This window comes from Sporosarcina sp. G11-34 (genome assembly GCF_026931025.1).
This window is the reverse complement of sequence record NZ_JAHNZW010000013.1, coordinates 27,794-47,261: the sequence shown is the minus strand read 5'-3', so window position 1 is coordinate 47,261 and position 19,468 is coordinate 27,794. Positions and strand designations below refer to the sequence as shown.

The following is a 19,468-nucleotide window of genomic DNA, read 5'->3' as shown; positions in this document are numbered from 1 at the left end:
CTGCGCGCTACACCAATTCCTTGTAAGCGTCTCGAATGAGCTTATCAAATAGTTCGTCCTCAAATCGTTTTTCAGGAGTTGCGTCCGAAGTTAAATGAAAGAGAAACTCAATATTACCTTCCCCTCCTGTAACAGGAGAAAATGAAGCGCCGCGTAGACTAAAACCTTCTTCTAGTGATGCTTCGGCTATTCTTTTAAGAACCTCTAAATGGGTAGCAAATTCTCTTACTACACCTTTTTTACCGACTTTTCCTTTGCCAGCTTCAAATTGCGGTTTGACAAGTGCGATGACGTCTCCGCCTTCACTAATTATCGTTTTAAGGGCAGGCAAAATAAGTCTAAGCGAAATGAACGACACATCTATCGTCGCAAATTGTGGTTGCCCTTCAGTAAAAAGGTCCAATGTTGCATGTCTAAAATTGGTTCTTTCCATAACTGTAACACGTGGATCTTGCCTGATTTTCCAAGCAAGTTGATTGTACCCGACATCTAGCGCGTAGCAATGTTTCGCACCTTCTTGTAGTGCACAATCAGTAAACCCACCAGTTGAAGAGCCGATATCGAGAATGATTTTATCCGCTACATCGACGTCAAAAACATTCAATGCTTTTTCGAGTTTTAGCCCACCACGGCTTACATATTTAAGTGGATTTCCTTTGACGATTAGTGGTGAATCAGCAAGGATTTTTTCCCCTGGTTTATCTAGTCTAGTTTCGGCAGAGTAAACAATACCCGCCATAATTGAACGTTTGGCTTGTTCCCTCGTTTCAATCAAACCTCTTTCGACTAGGAGCACATCGACGCGCTCTTTTCTAGGTCGCGTTGTCATACATTTTCCCTCTCAATTGCCTTTTTCCGAACTAAAGACACTACTTTTTCAACAGCGTTTTCGGTAGTTACGCCAATTTCGTTCAATAATTCACTCGTATTTCCATGCTCGATGAAATGATCTGGTATCCCCAGTCTGTCAATCGGTGCCGCATTATGCGAAACATCATGCGCATACTCAAGAACCGCGCTTCCAAATCCACCAGCAAGGGCCGCTTCTTCTATTGTCAGAATTGGCATTCCAGCATTGAATAATGAATCGAGCATAGCGGTATCTAACGGTTTAATAAACCTAGCATTTACAACTTGTGCGGAAATTCCTTTAAGAGAAAGTTCTTCCGCTGCTTTAAGTGCCATTGGAATTGTCGTTCCAAACGTTAAAATTGCGGCATCTTTCCCGGCACGCAATACTTCCCACGTACCAATTGGAATTGGTCTCAACACTTCATCTAACGGAATTCCGTATCCATTCCCTCGTGGATAGCGCATCGCGATGGGACCTCCATCATAATCGATGGCTGTTTTAACCATATGTTGTCCTTCGTTTTCATCCTTCGGCATCATAATGACAAGGTTTGGCATATGTCTTAGGAATGCAATGTCATAAATACCTTGATGTGTCTCGCCATCTCCTCCAACAAGACCCGAACGATCAATACCGATAAATACATTTAAATTTTGACGTGCCACATCATGCAGCATTTGGTCATATGCACGTTGAAGAAACGTTGAATAGATCGAAAGGAAAGGTTTCATCCCTTGTGTTGCAAGACCCGCGGCCATTGTTGTAGCATGTTGTTCCGCAATACCGACATCGAAAAAGCGGTCGGGAAACTCTTCTGCGAATTTTTCTAGTTTAGAACCGACAGGCATTGCAGGTGTAATCGTAACAATTCGACGATCGGTTCGCGCAATCGTTCGTACTGTTTCCGCAACGAGGCCACTCCATGAAGGAGCAGTAGAAGCCGATTTTACAAAATCACCTGTTTCAATTTTATAAGGTCCCGTCCCGTGCCAATTGCCGATTTTATCTTCTTCAGCTGGGCGATAGCCTTTCCCCTTTTTCGTAATGACATGAAGAAGAATAGGTCCGTCCATTTTTTTAGCGTATTGGATGTTGCGCTCAAGATCCGCAAAATCATGACCATCTACAGGTCCTAAATACGTAAAGCCAAGTTCCTCGAAAAACACACCCGAAACGAGAAGATATTTCAAGCTATCTTTGACGCGTTCGGCTGCATCGGCAACTTTCCCGCCGACTGCTGGAATTTTCCGTAAAATATATTCCAACTCATCTTTAGCAGACTGATATTTACCGGCTGTTCGCAGCTTTCCAAGTATCGCATGAAGAGCACCTACGTTAGGTGCGATAGACATTTCATTGTCATTCAAAATGACAAGCATATTTTTCTTTTCATGACCTATATTATTTAACGCTTCGAGTGCCATTCCGCCCGTTAACGCTCCGTCACCAATGACTGGGATAACAAAGTTTTCTTCCCCTTTAATGTCACGAGCCGCGGCCATTCCCATCGCTGCCGATAAGGACGTAGAACTATGGCCAGTTTCCCAAACATCATGTTCACTTTCATTCATTTTTGGAAAACCACATAATCCTTTATGTTGCCTTAGCGTATCAAATTCAGATGCACGACCTGTCAATATTTTATGGACGTACGCTTGATGGCCCACATCCCAAATAATTTTATCATTCGGACTGTCAAATATTTTATGGAGCATGATTGTAAGTTCAACGACACCAAGGTTTGGTCCAATATGTCCCCCAGTTACAGATAGTTTTTCAATAAGGAATGCTCTGATTTCCTCTGCAAGCTTCCCCATCTGTTCCTTGTTGAGTTGCTTTAAAAAAGAAGGACCAGTAATTTCAGTAAGATCCATAGGTATCACACACCTTTACAATATAATTTCTACGGATGACAAAAGCTTTAAACAGTATAGCAACAAAAACGCTTCATATAAAGAATTCGTGCGTTTTAAAATCTGCGTTGTACGATATAGTCTGCGAACAAGGCAAGTAATGATTCTTCTTTCCCTAAAAAGGATAAGGACTGTTTGGCAAGTCGGTGATGTTCATTTAACCGGTCTTGTGCTCCTTGAAGGCCAAGTAAAGACGGATAAGTTGTCTTATCACTCGCTTCATCACTACCTGCTGTTTTACCAAGTTCTTCGGTCGTAGCGGTAATATCAAGAATATCGTCTTGAATTTGGAATGCTAACCCAATATTTTTTGCGTACATTGATAATTGTTTCGCTTTTTCGTCATTAACACATGCAAGTATCGCACCGGCTTCAATACAAAATGATAGAAGGGCTCCTGTTTTGTGCAAGTGAACTGTCTCTAATTCTGTCAAGGTAAGCTGTTTTTCTTCCCCTTCAATGTCAAGAATTTGACCACCGACCATTCCACCGGCTCCTGATGCTTTCGATAAAAGTTGAATGATTTTGATTGTATTTTGTGCCGATGTATCCGTAAGCTCCGTTAATGCGTCAAACGCGAATGTTTGAAGCGCATCTCCAGCAAGAACAGCGACAGCTTCACCGTATACTTTGTGATTTGTCAGTTTACCACGTCTGAAATCATCATCATCCATGCATGGCAGATCATCGTGGATAAGTGAATAGGTGTGTATAAATTCGACTGCACATGCGACTGTTAACGCATCATTTGACTTAACTCCAAGATCTTCAAGCGTGGCAAGGACGAGGAGAGGCCGGATCCGTTTTCCACCGGCATTTATTGAGTAGGCCATTGAGGACTTTAACGTCTCTGGAGCTTCAATTTCCGCCATAAAAGCATTTAGCTTTTCAACAATAATCGGTGTATTTTTATTTATAAACTGCTGTAAGGTTTCATTCATTGGTATCTGCGCCTTGAGATGGATTGAACGGTGTTTTTTTGCCATCTTTATCAATAATTGAAATGAGTTGTTTTTCTGCGTCTTGCAGCTTCCCATGACAATATGCAGATAACTCCATTCCCTCTTTGTAAAGTGTAATGGCATCTTCGAGTGGCACATCGCCTGTTTCCAATTTCTGAACAACTTCTTCTAATTTTAGCATCGCTTCTTCAAAGCGGATCGGCTGATTATCCAATTAGCTTTCCTCCTTGTCGTTTGTTGATATTTTTTGGACAGTCGCTTCCACTGTTCCGTCTTGTAATCGTACGTTTATTTCAGTTCCGACTGATAAAGACGTGACAGAATTTGCTACATTTCCATCTTTATAAACAATCGAATACCCGCGTTCCATAACATTCAGTGGATTGAGTGCTTTCAACATGCGAACAGACGAGGAAAAACGATCTGTTTGCATACGCAAATCCTGCTGTACGACGCGTGTCAATCTTTCCGTCAATAAAGTGATCGTCCTTGTTTCCTCTCGCACCCTTTGAGCAGGAGAATAGGAAGAAAGCATGCCACTTAACTTTGAAAGTTCAAATGTCCTGCGGCTCGTAATATCACTTCTCGACAGCCGATCTTCTAGTCCAATTAGCTTTTCCGTAAACGGTCGATACAACCGTTCGGGAAATTGAAGTGGATAGGATGATTGAAGTGTTGAAAGTCGTTTTTGTTCGTTTTTTATTTTATTGGACATAAATCCGTAAACCGCTCGTTTTCGATCCAAAATCCGCTCGACCAATTCGGCTTGTGCTGGCACAGCTAATTCAGCAGCGGCTGTTGGCGTTGGCGCTCTTCGGTCTGAGACGAAATCGGCAATCGTCGTATCTGTTTCATGACCGACAGCACTAATGATTGGTACCCGACAAGAAAAGATTGCCCGAGCTACGACTTCTTCATTAAACGCCCATAAGTCTTCAATAGAACCACCACCACGACCTACAATGAGCACGTCAATGGATCCATATGCATCGGCTTGTTCAATGGCTCGTACGACAGATGGAGCTGCTTGTGGACCTTGTACAATTGCTGGAAAAAGAACGATTTCGGCTAATGGGTAACGCCTTCCTATCGTTGTACAAATGTCTTGTATCGCCGCCCCGGTTTGCGCAGTGACAACACCAATTTTTTTCGGGTATGGTGGGAGCGGGCTTTTCCATCTCGGATCAAATAGCCCTTCTTTTCCGAGACTTTCTTTCAATTGTTCAAATGCCAAATACAACGCACCAATCCCATCTGGTTCCATCGTTTGTGCATACAACTGATACTGGCCACTTGCTTCATATACGGTAACGTCTCCTGTTATAAGAACGTTCATCCCATTTTCCGGTCTAAATTTAAGCTTAGACGCATTCATGCGAAACATCGCAGATTGAATTCGACTGGACTGGTCTTTTAATGTGAAGTATATATGACCACTTGGATGGTTATTCACATTCGATAGCTCACCTTTTACATAGACATTGCGTAAATGAGGATCCGCATCGAATTTTCGTTTAACGTATTTTGTCAATGCTTGTACAGACAAGTAAGGGTTTCCGGACAAAAGTTACGCCTCCAAATCCCCGACGTGTAGAAACGCTGTCTTTTCGATGAAAAACAGCGTCCGTGCGGTTATCATTATTATTGTTCTGAACCATTTTTTGCAATACATGCTTGCTCAGCACTATGCAGCGTATTTTTTAAAAGCATCGTTATTGTCATTGGTCCAACGCCACCAGGAACTGGAGTAATAGCGCCAGCCTTTCCTTTTACTGATTCAAAATCTACATCTCCGCAAAGCTTACCATTTTCGTCTCTATTCATGCCAACGTCAATAACAACTGCGCCTTCTTTAACATGCTCGGCAGTTATAAATTTCGTTCTACCAATCGCAACGATTAAAATATCTGCTTGTTTCGTAAATGAAGCCAAGTCTTCCGTTTTCGAGTGGCAATACGTCACAGTCGCATCGCGTTGTAATAGTAATTGACCCATTGGTTTCCCAACAATATTACTTCTACCTACAATGACTGCGTGTTTTCCTTTTATTTCTGTATTCGTTCGTTCCAGTAACTTAATAATTCCGTATGGCGTACAAGACAAAAATGCACGTTGCCCAATAATCATTTTACCAACGTTTTCTGGGTGGAATCCGTCCACATCTTTTTTAGGATCAATGGCACGGATTACAAGGTTTTCGTCGATATGATTCGGTAAAGGAAGTTGGACTAAAATCCCATTTATTGAATCATCTTCGTTTAACTTCGTAATATGTTCAAGTAATTCGGCTTCTGTTACTGTCGCTGGAAGTTTAATCAGTTCCGATTTCATGCCTACTTCAACACTCGATTTTTGTTTGTTTCTAACATATGTATGGGAAGCTTGATCATCACCTACAACAATGACCGCTAGCCCGGGTACACAACCTTTTTCTTTTAAAAGGTCTACCCGTTCTTTTATTTCTTCCCTAATTACTTTTCCAATCGCAATTCCATCAATTATTGTGCCACTCATCATGCATCCTCCAAACAATCCCATTTATTTTTGTGCGAATTTTGATAAAACTCCGTTGACAAACCGTCCGGACTTTTCATCACCAAATGTTTTGCAAAGCTCGATTGCCTCGTTCAAAATAACTCTGTGCGGGACTTCTTCATTGTAAAGTAATTCATAGACAGCAAGGCGCAAAACCGTACGCTCAATCTTTGGTAGACGGTCTAGTGACCAGTTCTCCAATTTTTCTGTAAGGGCGCTATCAATTGCTTCTTTGTTTACAACTGTACCTCTTACAAGCATATCGTAAAACGGATTTGCAGGTTCTTCCGTAATATACGTAATGGCTTCGTCCACAGATAACTCTGTATTATCAAGTTGAAAAAGCGTTTGAATCGCCTTTTCGCGTGCTTCTCTTCGTTTCATGTATAAGTCTCCTCTACTACCGTATCTCTAAGGCATTATCATAGCATATTTCAGGCGTATGGATATAGTAAATCACTTCTAATCCAAGTTGAAAAGCATCATCCATTAAGGACGATGCTTTCAGATTAAACTGTTTCCGTTTCTTCCTTCAACTGAATCCCTGTAATATGAACATTAATTTCTTTCGTTTCAAGCGAAGTCATATGGAAAATTGCATGACGAATCTGTTTCTGAATTTCAAGAGCGACTGCCGGGACACTATATCCGTACTCAATTACGCAGTACACATCGATTGTCAAACTGTCTTCAGACCATTCCGTCTTGACACCTTTACCATACATTACTTTACCAAACTTCTCCGCAACACCAGAGGCAAAATTACCTCTAGTATTCGCGACACCTTTAACTTCTGTCGTTGCAATTCCTACGATTACTTCTAAAACTTCGGGGGCAAGCTGGACACGTCCAAGCTCGACATCCCCGGACGGAGCTGTTCCAACGAACGATGGCATTGTTTTATCAGCCATGTATTTCCCCTCCCTTTTAGTTCATAACGTCGTATTTCTCAAGAAACTTCGTATCAAAATCCCCTGATTTGAAAACTTCATTGTCCATTAAATTTAAATGGAATGGAATTGTCGTTTCGACACCATCAATAATAAATTCATCAAGTGCACGTTTCATCCTTGCAACTGCTTCTTCTCTTGTATCTGCATGGACGATTAGTTTTGCAACCATTGAATCATAAAATGGTGGAATTGTGTATCCTGCATACATCGCTGAATCGACCCGCACACCATAACCACCAGGTGGCATGTATACCGTCACTTCACCCGGTGAAGGCATGAAGTTTTTCGAAGGATTTTCGGCGTTGATGCGGCATTCAATTGACCAACCGTTAATTTTCACATCTTTTTGCTTGTAAGCAAGCTTTTCCCCGGATGCAATTTTTAACTGCTGTTGAATTAAATCAATTCCAGTAATCATTTCAGTAACAGGATGTTCTACTTGAATACGTGTATTCATTTCCATGAAGTAGAATTTCTGATTAATGTGATCGAATATAAATTCAACCGTACCCGCACCGCGATAATTCACCGCTTCTGCCGCCTTAACAGCAGCTTCGCCCATTTCTTTCCTAAGTTCAGGTGTCAGTGCCGGTGAAGGCCCTTCCTCCACAAGTTTTTGCATACGACGCTGAATTGAACAATCCCGTTCACCTAAGTGAATCGTATTGCCATATTTATCGGCAAGCACTTGAACTTCGACGTGACGGAACACTTCAATATATTTCTCTATATAGACACCCGGGTTACCGAAAGCTGCCTCGGCTTCTTTTTGGGTGATCTTGACGCCTTGGACAAGCTCATCTTCATCGAGCGCAACACGAATTCCTTTTCCTCCACCGCCGGCAGTTGCTTTTATAATAACCGGGAAGCCGATTTCTTCGGCAATTGCCAATGCTTCCTTATCATCTGCAACAATACCTGTCGACCCTGGAACAATTGGAACACCTGCTTTACGCATTGTTTCACGCGCAACATCTTTTGTTCCCATACGTGAAATCGCATCCGACGTTGGGCCTATGAATTCAATATTACACTCTTCACATAACTCCGCGAAACTTGCATTCTCTGCTAGGAATCCATAACCAGGATGGATCCCGTCACAGTTTGTAAGATTTGCAACGCTGATGATATTTGAAAAGTTAAGGTAGCTATCTTTTGAAAATCTTGGACCGATGCAATACGCTTCGTCTGCAAGTTGGACGTGAAGTGCTTCACGGTCCGCTTCAGAATAAACAGCGACTGTTTGAATACCTAGCTCTTTACACGCACGAATAATTCGAACGGCAATTTCACCACGGTTAGCAATTAGTACTTTTTTCATCAATCTTTCCCCCTTCAATTCGCTTTAACAAGAAAGAGGGGTTGTCCGTATTCAACTAATTGACCGTCTTCTACAAGGACTTTGACGATTTCCCCGGAAACTTCCGCCTCAATTTCATTAAATAGTTTCATTGCTTCTACAATACATACAATAGACTCTTCAGTTACTTTAGCGCCTACTTGTACATAAGCTGGTACTTCCGGTGAAGCTGAAGCATAGAACGTACCAACCATTGGTGATGTAACTTTATGGAGTGATGCATCTTCTTCAACTTGTTTTTCTTCTGGTGCAGCTTGAACCGCTTGTTTCGGCGCAGCAACTACTTGTTCCTGTACGACTGGAAGTACTTGCTGTACAACCGGGGCAGTTTCTACTACAGATGGAACCACTGTCTTCTCACTGCCACCTTTTTTCAAAACAATCTTTGTTCCCTCAGATTCGAATGTAAACTTTTCGATTGAAGATTGATCAATTAATTTAATAATTTCTCTAATTTCTTGAATTTTTAACATAACCGATTCTCCTGACTACTCTATATTATTTAGTTCTTCTTTATTTTAGACGGTTTCGCTACATAATGAAATAGATAAGGGCAATTTAGTGATTAAATCGTAATTCCTCATAAAAAAAAGACCCTTTCTAGGGACTTGGTTTCACTGCTATCTGCTATTAAATAGTAAAGGGGTGTATGATGCCGCCTCCCTTCTTATTTATTTGACGGTTTTACTCGATAGGGGTATTACATATATACAAATTTGGTGCAAAGACCTTCTGCGTACTAGTTGTATAACCGCATAATAAAAAGAGAGTTCTCAAATTTTGGACTCCCATTAGAAAACACTCATTTAACAAGATAATTGTAGGCATATTGTTGAAGTACAGCAATATGCCTTTTTTTGTAAAAGAATGTTTTTACTTTAATCCTCTTTTAATATTCAAATTATAATATATTAAATACTTAAACAAGTGTTATACCGTCACTAATTTTAAAATAGCCTTTCGCCATTGGTCTATTTTTGATAATTTTGAAGATATATCTTCCTTTTATTTATCTGTTTGTTTTTGTTTCTTTTTCAAATACTCCGTACGTATATTTTCAAGGTGCTGCTTTTTATCAAATTCGGCAGGCTTGTTTTTTTCATGATACTTTGCCACAGCTACCCGACCTTTGTTATCCAATTGATATTTCCCCACTTTGTTCACCTACTTTTCGTTTCTTGTCTTTAAAAAGAATCTATTCAACAAATATAGTATACCTTATTTTACTGAAGTAACCCTTTTTACTTTATTAGTGTACTGCCTAACCTTGCATATATCAGTAAAACATTAAAAACTTAATAAAATAATTCATCGCCAAATGGTATTCATTATACTTATCTATTCGATTTTGAATTTGCTAATTCATTTTAAAGTCGTCAATCATATCGCTAATTTTGCCCCCATATGATTTTAAGCCTTCGTTCCTCGGTTTTTTAACGACTATGGAAACGAGCTACAAACCCTTTAGGTATCGCCCCTAAATAGAAAAAAAGACCCTAATTAGGGTCTTCGTTTCCTTCAAGAACCGCCTTCGAAATCCACCTTCACTGTCCGGGCCTCCGCCCAAGTTGTCATTACGAGATGTGTGATTTCATTTGCTTGTTGTACTGATTGACCATCTTGACTTAAAACAGTAACGTTCACATGTCCACTATCTGTTTGTACAAATGCATCCGGATAACCAAGTGCCTTAATTTGCATCTCCATTAACGCCTCCGCAGAATCTTGCCTCGTAAGTGCCGCCATTTCATCGAGTGCATCATTTTTTTCAACGGATGTAAAATCAGGAGATCCAACCTTTGTTGTGAGTTGCTCATTCAATTGACTTCGCTCATTCCTAACGGTCATTCTCATATCGTCAAAAATATAACTTTCCGCAAAGACCGGGGCCTGTTCGTCAGTCCCTTTTGCTTGGTCTTTCGCAATTTCTGAAGTAGGTGTTTTGTCACCAAAAAGAGCAAGTCCGTCAAATGGCATTGGTGTTTTATTGTTAATATAGAAGATTGAAATTACTGCAACCAAACTAATCAATGTTAAAAACCATACTGTTCTTTTATTCGCTTTCATCCACTTTCCCCCTCTTTGTCATTTCCGTGATTACAATTCGGTGTTCCGGTACTTGGAGGACGGCCGATAGGATTTTTGATAATTCACTTCTAATCCTAGGATCTTCCGCACCTTCTGCTATAACGAGTATGCCTTGTAAAGGATTTACTTTTTTCGTTGAGCTGCTAGAAAGTGAGAAGTAATCGGATAATGGACTTACTTCTTCACCGTCATTGTAGTGGAAATATATCGAGACTTCCCCCACACCTTTCATCTTCATAAGTGCTTGTTCGAGTGCAACATACTCTTGGCTCTCCTCTTTTTTCTCCCCTCCAATTCCAAACGTACCGGAATTAATGAAAATGATGATCAGAGCAATAATGGTCCCTAGGAGAACGGTGTGGATTTTTTTCTTTGGTTTTAACACATCATCACCATCTTCGTTCAATGAGCCGGTTACTCTATCTGTCATCAATGATTCAGTTTATGCACTTTCATTGGAAGCTATGACCGAAAAGTGAGAAGACAGAACGAATAATCCAAATACCCATTGCTAGTTTTACAATTGGTAGAAATAACTCTTCCAAATTCTCTGGTAGTAACAGTAAGAGAAATGAGGCTAACAATGCAATTGAAACGACCCCCATTAAAAACCCTCCAACTTCTCACCTCACTTCACCGTCGTTAATAATTTAATAAGAATAATTGAAAAAAGACCCGTGTAAATAAAGGCGAATGCAATCAGAAAAGATATCGCACAAAGGACGAACAATGTTTTTCCAATATCGTCAATAATTCCAGTGACATCCTCCTCGGCAAAAGGTTCCATAAGCGCAGCTGTCCATCTATATAAAAAAGCAATGATTAACGTCTTCAAACTTGGAAGAAGGGCCACAGTCCAAATGGACGCAATGAGCCAACCTCCCGCCAATACACTAACGCCCGACGAGTATTTTCCAATCGTAGACATACTATCTGTCATGAAAGAACCAATTAGCGGTACGTTTTGTTTAATAAGTTCTTTTATCGGTTCACTAGCGAACCCCGAAAGCGCCCAAGTCATCGTCCCCCCCGCTGTGATGAAAATCGAATAGGCTGCAACGACTGCGGAAACAACCCCAAGCAAAGTCGTCCGAATAAGATCAGCCATTTTTGCGAATGGAACTTCCGGAAGTAATCGAGACGAAATATCAAAAATAAGTGCCGCCGTCAGTAGTGGTATTAAGAACCGATCTGTTAACACGATTGACCCATTCGCAAATAGAAGCATAGCCGGTTGGAAATTTAGTAGACTGAATGCCCCGCCGGCAGCAATCATGCTTGCTGTTAAAATCGGATACACGCCAATGAACATAAGCGAAACTGATTTTGCAATACTACGAATCAGTGCGAAATGTTCAAATGCAGGTCTTAGTGCAACCGTAAGGACGATGAAAAATAAAAAAATTCTCGTCCATCTGGAGAACGAAGGAATTAGAAAATCGACCACCAATGCCAAAAAGGCCGAGATGATGACGATGACTAGGCTTGACAATACGGTTCCAATTATTGCTTCGAGGAAAGATATCATAGATGGTACCCGCCCGATCATTTTTTGATAAGTGATGAAAGTACATCGATAAGTATTGTTGTCTGGTCAATCCAAAGAGTTAGAATGACAATTTTCACTACAAAGTGGGACATCGACGCAAATGATGCGTATCCTGCTTCTGCGATGTGTTCGGAAATGAGCCCAGACATATAAAATAAAAGGGCACTGCCGATGAGCAACTTAGCAAACGGCGCTGGTAACGCCGCAAACAAGTCGATATACGTTTGGCTAAATGGAAATACAACCGTAGTGAGCAAATACAAAAGAAAGATCAGGAATATGGACGTATATAAAAGTGGTTGTAACTTAGGTACCGCAAACGAAGTAAGAAGTAAAATTAGGAAAACAACAAGAATCTGAAATAGTATAAACATCACAAAGCCATTGATAGCCATTGAAAGAATTCGGTTATTTCACTAAAAAAGATTTTCAGAAAACGTAGCATTTCAGCAGTAATGTACAAATAAGCAATTAAAAATAAGAAAAAGGAAAACTCCTTTTTTCCGGTCTGTTCGAAAAAAACGTGTAAAATGCCAATGACTAGACCGATACCGGCAATTCTTAGTAAATCGTTTAGTTCCATCCGGTACTCCCCCCATTGCAATATCCTATGTAGCAAAACGCTTTCATATGAAAAAAACACCTTGCTTCCATGAAGGGAACAAGGTGTGAATCGTTTTACTGTTTTTATTGGATAGCTATAGGAATCGATTTTATAATTCAACATTCTAGCGTTATATGTTATGTCACCTAGGATTAGCATGCTCCCCATACAATAAAAATAGCGAGCCTTTCCTCGATAAAATCGAGGAAAGGCTCGCTTCGTTAAATGCAGGGACTTTTTCAATCGCCCCGTTTACACTTTACATTACGCGCGTGAAACATATTCTGCTTCAGATGTATTAATAACGAGCTTATCTCCAATGTTTACAAAGAACGGAACTTGAACAGTAAGTCCTGTTTCAAGTGTTGCTGGTTTCGAACCACCGCTTGCCGTATCGCCTTTAATGCCTGGCTCTGTTGCTGCTACTTCAAGTTCAACCGTAATTGGTAACTCGACCCCTAAAATTTCGCTATGGTATTGAATGACATGAACTTCCATGTTTTCTTTGAGGAATTTCAGTTCATATTCAATTTGGCTACCTGGAATTTCAATTTGATCGTATGATTCATTATTCATGAACACATGGCTATCTCCGTCTGCGTATAAATATTGCATACGGATATTATCAATTTGTGCACGTCCAACTTTTTCGCCGCCACGGAAAGTTTTTTCGTTAATATTACCTGAACGTAAGTTGCGAAGCTTTGAACGTACAAAAGCCGCACCTTTACCTGGTTTAACGTGTTGGAAATCTAGCACTCTCCAAATATCACCGTCCACTTCAATTGTAAGTCCTGTTTTAAAATCGTTTACTGAAATCATTTAAATTCCTCCAATTATAAGATAAGTAATTCTTTTGTTGAATGTGTTAAACGTTCGTTACCATCCTTCGTAATGACGATATCGTCTTCAATACGGACACCGCCGATGCCCGGAAGGTAAATCCCTGGTTCAACCGTAACAGCCATGTTCGGTTGTAAAATTACATCCGAGCGGAATGATAAGCCGGGTGCTTCATGCACTTCCAAACCAATTCCGTGACCTGTTGAATGACCAAATGCTTCGCCGTACCCTTTTGACTTAATGTAATCACGTGCAATGGCGTCCGCTTCTATTCCTGTCATACCCGGTTTAATATTTTTTAAGGCAAGCTCTTGCGCTTCAAGGGTCACATTGTAGATTTCTTTTAACTTGGCAGATGGCTCGCCAACAGAAACTGTACGTGTGATGTCAGAGATATACCCATTATACAACGCCCCGTAATCGAGCGTTACAAAATCGCCTGTTTCAATTACCTTATTTGTTGCAACTCCGTGTGGAAGAGCGCTACGTAAACCTGAGGCTACAATTATTGAAAAGGATGACGAAGTTGCACCAAGTTTTCGCATGAAAAATTCAAGCTCGTTTGAAACGTCTAGTTCAGTAATACCCGGTCGAATGAACGTAATAATGTGATCAAATGCATCATCTGCAATACTAGCAGCTTTTTTCAATATAGCTAGTTCGTCCTCGGTTTTTACCATTCGAAGCTTCTCGACGAGTCCAGATACTGGTTTCATGTCGGATTCGACTGCTTTACTGTACGTCTCGTACAAACCGTATGACAAATCATCTTTTTCAAAACCAAGCGTACCGACATTCATCGCTTTCACTTGGGTTGCAACTTCTTCCTGGATTGTTTTCGTATGCAGAACGATGCGGAATCCTTCGATTTCTTTTTCTGCTTGTTCCGTATACCGAAAATCCGTAATGAAGACTGCATCTGAGGCAGAAATAAGTGCCACCCCCGCAGTTCCCGTGAAATCAGTCATGTACCGACGATTATACGCGCTTGTAATTAGAAGTGCATCAATTTCCTCTTCCTTCATGCGTTCACGTAAATTTGTAAGTTTCATATTGAACAGTCCTCTTTTCCGCGAAGAAGAAATGCATGCATCGCAAGGATATATCCATTCGTTCCAAAACCAGTCATTTGCCCAAGACAAACCGGTGCGATGACTGACGTCTGTCGAAACGATTCTCTATTATGTACGTTTGAAATATGGACTTCAATCGCTGGTACACTGACAGAACCAATGGCGTCACGCAGTGCGATGCTATAGTGCGTAAATGCACCCGGATTAAAAATGATTCCGTCTGTACCGTCATCGGCTGCTTCGTGAATTCGATCGATTAATGTGCCTTCCGTGTTCGATTGAAAAAATGACACTTGCACGTTATGCTCCGATGCAAGTTTCGTCAATTTTATCTCCATATCATCCAATGTTTCGTGACCATAAATTTCTGGTTCACGCTTTCCTAGACGATTTAAATTAGGTCCATTTAAAATAAGAAGTTTCACCGCACACCATCCCTCTCCCCGTTTTCTTTCTTATTTTATCATAACGACCTTTGGTAGCAACTTATTTCGTGTTCTCATTTGAAATTTCTTTCATATACACCGCCGTTCCGACGATAAATCGGAAGTAAATTGCCGCTAAAGCTAAAAGCGGAACGGAAAGAGAACGGATCAAATCCAAAAACGTGTTCGGCTTACTTATAAACCATTCCGTTACAAACACAAAAATAATGCTAATCAGAATTGCCGAAACCGATGGTGGTATTTTATAAAGATGTGAAGTGAGAATATAGACGATTGCAAATAAAACTGTAAGTGCTAAAATAAGTAACAACCAATTCGCAATGTAATGCATGACATGATTAGACGGAAAGATCTTCCACCTCTTTGACCACCCTACTGGCGACCAACTGATAAAATTGAAAAATTGAAGGAATTTTAATGCGAATGCCATAGATAATGCACCGAAGATGGACGTATACACAAATGTTTTATTGAACATGATCGAACCTCCCTATTCAAGTGTCGGGCGGTTCGGAAATTTTTAAACATTATTATGGAGTAGAAAGAAGTTTTTTAGTACAATATAGATAAGGTTCATTTGATACGATAGAAAGTGTGGCTAAAAAATGGGAAAAGAACAACAACCTCCAATATATGGAGGCCAGGCGCTCGTCGAGGGAGTTATGTTCGCAGGTAAAGAGCATACGGTTACTGCAATTAGACGAAAAGATCATTCAATCGAATATTTCCATCTGCCAAAAGAGAAAAACAGTACGAGAACGAAACTGAAAAAGATCCCATTCATTAGAGGACTTGTTGCATTATTTGAATCCGCAATAGTTGGGTCAAAACATTTAAACTTTTCGAACGATCGATACGATGTGTTACCCGGTGAGGAAAAAGAACAAGAAACTGAAGAGACTTCGAAGTTAGCCATGGTACTTGGTGTCGCGGCCGTCGCTGTTTTGTCTTTTTTATTCGGGAAATTCATTTTCACGCTTGTTCCAGTATTTTTAGCAGAGATGTTGCAATCCATCGCTCCCGGGAAAACTGCACAAATATTACTCGAAAGTATGTTTAAACTAATCTTATTAGTAGGATATATTACAATTATATCAATGACTCCTCTCATTAAGAGGGTATTCCAATACCACGGTGCCGAACATAAAGTAATCAATGCTTATGAAAACAATTTACCACTTACCGTTGAAAACGTTCAGGCACAATCTAGACTTCATTTCCGCTGTGGAAGTAGTTTTATGCTATTTACTGTCTTTGTGGGGATGTTCATTTATTTCCTCGTCCCGACAGACCCGCTATGGTTGCGGATTCTTAATAGAATTCTTTTAATCCCTGTTGTGCTCGGTATTTCATTTGAAGTGCTACAGCTAACGAATGCGTTGCGGAATATCCCTGTGCTAAAATATTTAGGATATCCCGGCCTGTGGCTGCAACTTCTAACAACGAAAGAGCCTGACGACCAACAAGTCGCAGTTTCGATTGCGTCATTTGCAAAATTACTTGAAGTTGAAGAATATGGTGTTATTGCTTTGGAAACCGTGGAACAATCAGACACAATGTCTGATTCGAAATCTGATCCAGTTTTAGCACAATAAGAAATCCCCCAAAAGCCAAATTAGACTTTTGGGGGATTTTTTTCACAGTAAGTTAGATGCCATCAAAAAATCGACATCCCACGAGAAGTGGAATGTCGATTTTTTATTTTATAGACCACATTTCAATTGTGCATTACAGTTCGTACATGTGTTACAGCCACCCATTTCTTGTACGTTTCCTTGGCGACAAACAGGACATGTGTTACCTACTTCTGAACCGATTGTTACGTTTGTGGAAGCAAGTGCTTGGATTGTGTTGACAAGCATAATCGGACGCTCTTCGATTGTCTCTTCCGTATAATCCGAGTCCATTTCGTTTTCTTCTGCTTTAAGCGTAAGCACTTGTGAATCACGGCTACCATCAACGTAAACCGTTCCACCTTTCGCTCCGCCTTTGTAAAGACGCTCGTAGACACTTTCAACTTGCTCAACAGTATAGCCACGTGGTGCGTTTACTGTTTTCGAAATTGAGCTATCAATCCATCGTTGAATGATACATTGCACGTCCGCGTGCGCTTCAGGTGCAAGGCTCATCGATGAAATAAACCATTCCGGTAAATTTTCAGGATCTGCTTCTGGATTGCGCGTTAAATATTCCTCCACAATTTTCGCCTTCACTTCGATAAACTTGCCAAGACGTCCACTGCGGTAATACGAAAAGGAAAAGTATGGTTCTAATCCGGTACTGACCCCAACCATTGTTCCAGTGGATCCCGTTGGAGCAACAGTTAGTAGATGAGAGTTTCTGATTCCGTGTTCAAGAATCGATTCACGGATATCTTCTGGCATTTTTTTCATGAAACCCGTGTTAATGAATGCGTTGCGGAGTGCTTTCGTTTCTTCATCTATTTTACCGATAAGGAATGGGAAGCTTCCTTTTTCTTTTGCCAGTTCAATGGATTCGCGATAAGCCGTCGTCGCGATTGTTTCAAATACTTTGTCGACAAGCTTATTTCCTTCATCTGAACCGTACTCATTCTCACAATAAATAAGGAGATCCGCCAGACCCATAACACCAAGTCCTACGCGGCGTTCGCCAAGCGCTTGTACTTTATTGTCTTCAAGGAAGTATGGCGTCGCATCGATGACGTTGTCTTGCATACGCACACCGACTTGTACGATTTCTTTCAATTTTTCATAGTTCACTGTTTTTGTTTCTTTATCAGCTACTTCAGCAAGGTTTACAGCAGCTAAATTACAGACACTATAGGGAGCCAAAGGTTGTTCCCCACACGGGTTTGTAGCTACGACTTGCTGACCGTATGCTTTTGCATTTGTTTCGTTGTTGGCATTGTCAATGAAGAAAATACCAGGTTCTGCCGAATAAGTTGCACAAATATTAATCAGATCCCATAGTGAGCGAGCTTTAATGGTCCGGTAAACACGTACACCGAATCCTTGTTTTTCCCACTCACGAACGTCTCCGACTTCATGCCACTTTTCATTATAAGTAGCCATTTCTTCCGGAGAATACTGTTCAACTGCCGGGAATCTAAGATCAAATTCTGCATCTTCTTCCACAGCTTTCATGAAGTCATCCGTCAACGTAACTGAAATATTTGCGCCTGTTAGGAATTCTAGATTGTGGACGGAATAAGTTCCGCCATCACGCAATTTTGTTTCAGCGTCTTTAAGGATTGCTTCGTTGAAGCCGCCCATACCAGGGATTGTCTGATAGTTAAGAATGCCTTGATACATCGCTTCTTCTTGTGTTGTTAATGGTTTAAATTTCAGTTTTTCATTTGCGAGTTTCTTTATCAATTCGTCTTCTGTATGTTCTAGAAGGTAACGCAAAATCCTTGGATTTTGCATCTTTGAAATGATGAACTCGTAAATATCAGGATGCCAATCCGCCAACATAATCATTTGTGCTCCGCGCCGACTTCCACCTTGTTCAACAAGATGCGTCAGTTTTGCAATGTCATCGAGCCATGAAACAGACCCGGACGATTTGCCGTTAACGCCTCTTGCAAGTGTATTGCGCGGTCTTAATGTTGAACCGTTTGTTCCAACACCGCCGCCTCGGCTCATAATCTCCATCACTTGTTTGCGATGATCCGAAATACCTTCTCTCGAATCCGCCACGAATGGCATTACATAACAGTTGAAGAATGTTACTTCCGTATTCGAACCCGCTCCGTAGAGGACACGTCCTGCTGGGATAAAGTTCAAGTTCGAAAGGTGGTCATAAAAGCGATTGTATGATTCTTTTCTTTTTTCCTCCGTCGTTTCGACAGAAGCTAGCCCTGTTGCATTGCGTTTTGCAATTTGTTCATAGAAAACCTCTAGCGGCTTTTCAATTACATCAATCGGCCTAGTAATAATACCAACCTCTTGTTCTTCCGGATTATCAATTGCAGATCGATAATCTTTTTCAATCCAAATGCTCGCTTGACGATTCTTTGCATCAAGTGCCGTAATATATCCAAGTCCACGTGCGGGAAACTTCGGGTCCTCTTTCACTGTGAGGACGACAAAATCGCCAACTTTCAAGGTTTTCTTTTCAGTGTCTTTAAACGAATACCTATCAATCATAACGAGCCTTGATACGCCTTGGTGTTCGATGTGCATGTCCTCTGTAATTGGATGCACTGGAGAAAATTTAGCAATATCTTCATTCAATTGTACTTTATCTAGGATAGGTTCCTGGTTTTTTGAAACGATTACCATGTACGCATCCTCCTTCTTTAATAT

At 40.7% G+C, this 19,468-nt stretch carries 23 protein-coding genes; 1 reads left to right on the top strand and 22 read right to left on the bottom strand.

Translation table 11 applies throughout. From position 1 onward, the window contains the following. Positions 1–7 precede the first annotated feature (7 nt). The 21 genes from KSU66_RS16760 to KSU66_RS16660 all read right to left on the bottom strand — a co-directional run bounded on the left by KSU66_RS16760 (position 8) and on the right by KSU66_RS16660 (position 15,657). On the bottom strand, positions 8–829 hold the full coding sequence (locus KSU66_RS16760) for a TlyA family RNA methyltransferase (RefSeq protein ID WP_269052609.1): 822 nt from the start codon (positions 827–829) through the stop codon (positions 8–10). Beyond that, the gene (gene dxs / locus KSU66_RS16755) at positions 826–2,727 is read right to left on the bottom strand and encodes a 1-deoxy-D-xylulose-5-phosphate synthase (RefSeq protein WP_269052608.1); all 1,902 of its coding nucleotides are present in this window, start codon (positions 2,725–2,727) and stop codon (positions 826–828) included. Before dxs ends, KSU66_RS16760 begins: the two co-directional genes overlap by 4 nt. A gap of 95 nt (positions 2,728–2,822) precedes the next feature. Continuing rightward, positions 2,823–3,707 carry a polyprenyl synthetase family protein gene (locus KSU66_RS16750; protein ID WP_269052607.1) on the bottom strand — a complete coding sequence of 295 codons (885 nt, stop codon included), beginning with the start codon at positions 3,705–3,707 and terminating at the stop codon, positions 2,823–2,825. After that, positions 3,700–3,942: an exodeoxyribonuclease VII small subunit gene (locus KSU66_RS16745; RefSeq protein ID WP_269052606.1), complete on the bottom strand. Its 243-nt coding sequence runs from the start codon at positions 3,940–3,942 to the stop codon at positions 3,700–3,702. Before KSU66_RS16745 ends, KSU66_RS16750 begins: the two co-directional genes overlap by 8 nt. Continuing rightward, positions 3,943–5,292 carry an exodeoxyribonuclease VII large subunit gene (xseA, locus tag KSU66_RS16740; RefSeq protein WP_269052605.1) on the bottom strand — a complete coding sequence of 450 codons (1,350 nt, stop codon included), beginning with the start codon at positions 5,290–5,292 and terminating at the stop codon, positions 3,943–3,945. Between the two features lie 77 nt (positions 5,293–5,369). Further along, positions 5,370–6,242 (bottom strand): bifunctional methylenetetrahydrofolate dehydrogenase/methenyltetrahydrofolate cyclohydrolase FolD, encoded by an 873-nt coding sequence (folD, locus tag KSU66_RS16735; RefSeq protein ID WP_269052604.1) that lies wholly within the window; start codon positions 6,240–6,242, stop codon positions 5,370–5,372. Between the two features lie 24 nt (positions 6,243–6,266). Continuing rightward, positions 6,267–6,647 carry a transcription antitermination factor NusB gene (gene nusB / locus KSU66_RS16730; RefSeq protein ID WP_269052603.1) on the bottom strand — a complete coding sequence of 127 codons (381 nt, stop codon included), beginning with the start codon at positions 6,645–6,647 and terminating at the stop codon, positions 6,267–6,269. 125 nt (positions 6,648–6,772) lie between these two features. Beyond that, complete coding sequence (locus tag KSU66_RS16725) at positions 6,773–7,174, bottom strand: Asp23/Gls24 family envelope stress response protein (RefSeq protein WP_269052602.1); 402 nt, start codon at positions 7,172–7,174, stop codon at positions 6,773–6,775. A 16-nt stretch (positions 7,175–7,190) separates the two neighbouring features. After that, positions 7,191–8,540 carry an acetyl-CoA carboxylase biotin carboxylase subunit gene (accC, locus tag KSU66_RS16720; protein ID WP_269052601.1) on the bottom strand — a complete coding sequence of 450 codons (1,350 nt, stop codon included), beginning with the start codon at positions 8,538–8,540 and terminating at the stop codon, positions 7,191–7,193. A gap of 11 nt (positions 8,541–8,551) precedes the next feature. Beyond that, positions 8,552–9,049: an acetyl-CoA carboxylase biotin carboxyl carrier protein gene (gene accB, locus KSU66_RS16715; protein WP_269052600.1), complete on the bottom strand. Its 498-nt coding sequence runs from the start codon at positions 9,047–9,049 to the stop codon at positions 8,552–8,554. Positions 9,050–9,581: 532 nt separating this feature from the next. Continuing rightward, positions 9,582–9,731: a hypothetical protein gene (locus KSU66_RS16710; protein ID WP_269052599.1), complete on the bottom strand. Its 150-nt coding sequence runs from the start codon at positions 9,729–9,731 to the stop codon at positions 9,582–9,584. 363 nt (positions 9,732–10,094) lie between these two features. Continuing rightward, on the bottom strand, positions 10,095–10,643 hold the full coding sequence (locus KSU66_RS16705; protein WP_269052598.1) for a SpoIIIAH-like family protein: 549 nt from the start codon (positions 10,641–10,643) through the stop codon (positions 10,095–10,097). Next, on the bottom strand, positions 10,630–11,094 hold the full coding sequence (locus KSU66_RS16700) for a hypothetical protein (protein WP_269052597.1): 465 nt from the start codon (positions 11,092–11,094) through the stop codon (positions 10,630–10,632). The genes KSU66_RS16705 and KSU66_RS16700 overlap by 14 nt, the downstream gene beginning before the upstream one ends. A 22-nt stretch (positions 11,095–11,116) precedes the next feature. After that, a complete protein-coding gene (locus KSU66_RS16695; RefSeq protein WP_269052596.1) occupies positions 11,117–11,269 on the bottom strand; it encodes a hypothetical protein in 153 nt (50 codons plus the stop codon). Positions 11,270–11,292: 23 nt separating this feature from the next. After that, positions 11,293–12,192 carry a stage III sporulation protein AE gene (locus KSU66_RS16690; RefSeq protein WP_269052595.1) on the bottom strand — a complete coding sequence of 300 codons (900 nt, stop codon included), beginning with the start codon at positions 12,190–12,192 and terminating at the stop codon, positions 11,293–11,295. 17 nt (positions 12,193–12,209) lie between these two features. Next, positions 12,210–12,587, bottom strand: coding sequence for a hypothetical protein (locus KSU66_RS16685; RefSeq protein ID WP_269052594.1), 378 nt, complete (start codon positions 12,585–12,587; stop codon positions 12,210–12,212). Continuing rightward, positions 12,587–12,796, bottom strand: coding sequence for a SpoIIIAC/SpoIIIAD family protein (locus KSU66_RS16680; RefSeq protein WP_269052593.1), 210 nt, complete (start codon positions 12,794–12,796; stop codon positions 12,587–12,589). Before KSU66_RS16680 ends, KSU66_RS16685 begins: the two co-directional genes overlap by 1 nt. 285 nt (positions 12,797–13,081) lie before the next feature. Next, complete coding sequence (gene efp, locus KSU66_RS16675; protein ID WP_269052592.1) at positions 13,082–13,639, bottom strand: elongation factor P; 558 nt, start codon at positions 13,637–13,639, stop codon at positions 13,082–13,084. 14 nt (positions 13,640–13,653) lie between these two features. Beyond that, positions 13,654–14,712: a M24 family metallopeptidase gene (locus tag KSU66_RS16670; RefSeq protein WP_269052591.1), complete on the bottom strand. Its 1,059-nt coding sequence runs from the start codon at positions 14,710–14,712 to the stop codon at positions 13,654–13,656. After that, the gene (gene aroQ, locus KSU66_RS16665) at positions 14,709–15,158 is read right to left on the bottom strand and encodes a type II 3-dehydroquinate dehydratase (protein WP_269052590.1); all 450 of its coding nucleotides are present in this window, start codon (positions 15,156–15,158) and stop codon (positions 14,709–14,711) included. The genes KSU66_RS16670 and aroQ overlap by 4 nt, the downstream gene beginning before the upstream one ends. A gap of 61 nt (positions 15,159–15,219) precedes the next feature. Then, positions 15,220–15,657 carry a hypothetical protein gene (locus KSU66_RS16660; RefSeq protein ID WP_269052589.1) on the bottom strand — a complete coding sequence of 146 codons (438 nt, stop codon included), beginning with the start codon at positions 15,655–15,657 and terminating at the stop codon, positions 15,220–15,222. 127 nt (positions 15,658–15,784) lie between these two features. Here KSU66_RS16660 and KSU66_RS16655 point away from each other — a divergent pair, with 127 nt between their 5' ends. Then, the gene (locus tag KSU66_RS16655) at positions 15,785–16,774 is read left to right on the top strand and encodes a DUF1385 domain-containing protein (RefSeq protein WP_269052588.1); all 990 of its coding nucleotides are present in this window, start codon (positions 15,785–15,787) and stop codon (positions 16,772–16,774) included. 108 nt (positions 16,775–16,882) lie between these two features. Here the strand turns inward: KSU66_RS16655 and KSU66_RS16650 are convergent, their stop codons facing one another. After that, complete coding sequence (locus tag KSU66_RS16650; protein ID WP_269052587.1) at positions 16,883–19,444, bottom strand: vitamin B12-dependent ribonucleotide reductase; 2,562 nt, start codon at positions 19,442–19,444, stop codon at positions 16,883–16,885. Positions 19,445–19,468: the final 24 nt, after the last annotated feature.

Excerpts from the sequence above, each read along its gene's own strand:
- nusB (WP_269052603.1), bottom strand. The coding sequence starts at position 6,647 with ATGAAACGAAGAGAAGCACGCGAAAAGGCGATTCAAACGCTTTTTCAA.
- KSU66_RS16700 (WP_269052597.1), bottom strand. The coding sequence starts at position 11,094 with ATGACAGATAGAGTAACCGGCTCATTGAACGAAGATGGTGATGATGTG.
- KSU66_RS16680 (WP_269052593.1), bottom strand. The coding sequence starts at position 12,796 with ATGGAACTAAACGATTTACTAAGAATTGCCGGTATCGGTCTAGTCATT.
- KSU66_RS16760 (WP_269052609.1), bottom strand. The coding sequence starts at position 829 with ATGACAACGCGACCTAGAAAAGAGCGCGTCGATGTGCTCCTAGTCGAA.
- KSU66_RS16705 (WP_269052598.1), bottom strand. The coding sequence starts at position 10,643 with ATGAAAGCGAATAAAAGAACAGTATGGTTTTTAACATTGATTAGTTTG.
- efp (WP_269052592.1), bottom strand. The coding sequence starts at position 13,639 with ATGATTTCAGTAAACGATTTTAAAACAGGACTTACAATTGAAGTGGAC.
- KSU66_RS16650 (WP_269052587.1), bottom strand. The coding sequence starts at position 19,444 with ATGGTAATCGTTTCAAAAAACCAGGAACCTATCCTAGATAAAGTACAA.
- KSU66_RS16685 (WP_269052594.1), bottom strand. The coding sequence starts at position 12,587 with ATGTTTATACTATTTCAGATTCTTGTTGTTTTCCTAATTTTACTTCTT.
- folD (WP_269052604.1), bottom strand. The coding sequence starts at position 6,242 with ATGAGTGGCACAATAATTGATGGAATTGCGATTGGAAAAGTAATTAGG.
- KSU66_RS16670 (WP_269052591.1), bottom strand. The coding sequence starts at position 14,712 with ATGAAACTTACAAATTTACGTGAACGCATGAAGGAAGAGGAAATTGAT.
- dxs (WP_269052608.1), bottom strand. The coding sequence starts at position 2,727 with ATGGATCTTACTGAAATTACTGGTCCTTCTTTTTTAAAGCAACTCAAC.
- KSU66_RS16655 (WP_269052588.1), top strand. The coding sequence starts at position 15,785 with ATGGGAAAAGAACAACAACCTCCAATATATGGAGGCCAGGCGCTCGTC.
- KSU66_RS16695 (WP_269052596.1), bottom strand. The coding sequence starts at position 11,269 with ATGGGGGTCGTTTCAATTGCATTGTTAGCCTCATTTCTCTTACTGTTA.
- KSU66_RS16750 (WP_269052607.1), bottom strand. The coding sequence starts at position 3,707 with ATGAATGAAACCTTACAGCAGTTTATAAATAAAAATACACCGATTATT.
- KSU66_RS16725 (WP_269052602.1), bottom strand. The coding sequence starts at position 7,174 with ATGGCTGATAAAACAATGCCATCGTTCGTTGGAACAGCTCCGTCCGGG.
- KSU66_RS16660 (WP_269052589.1), bottom strand. The coding sequence starts at position 15,657 with ATGTTCAATAAAACATTTGTGTATACGTCCATCTTCGGTGCATTATCT.
- accB (WP_269052600.1), bottom strand. The coding sequence starts at position 9,049 with ATGTTAAAAATTCAAGAAATTAGAGAAATTATTAAATTAATTGATCAA.
- KSU66_RS16690 (WP_269052595.1), bottom strand. The coding sequence starts at position 12,192 with ATGATATCTTTCCTCGAAGCAATAATTGGAACCGTATTGTCAAGCCTA.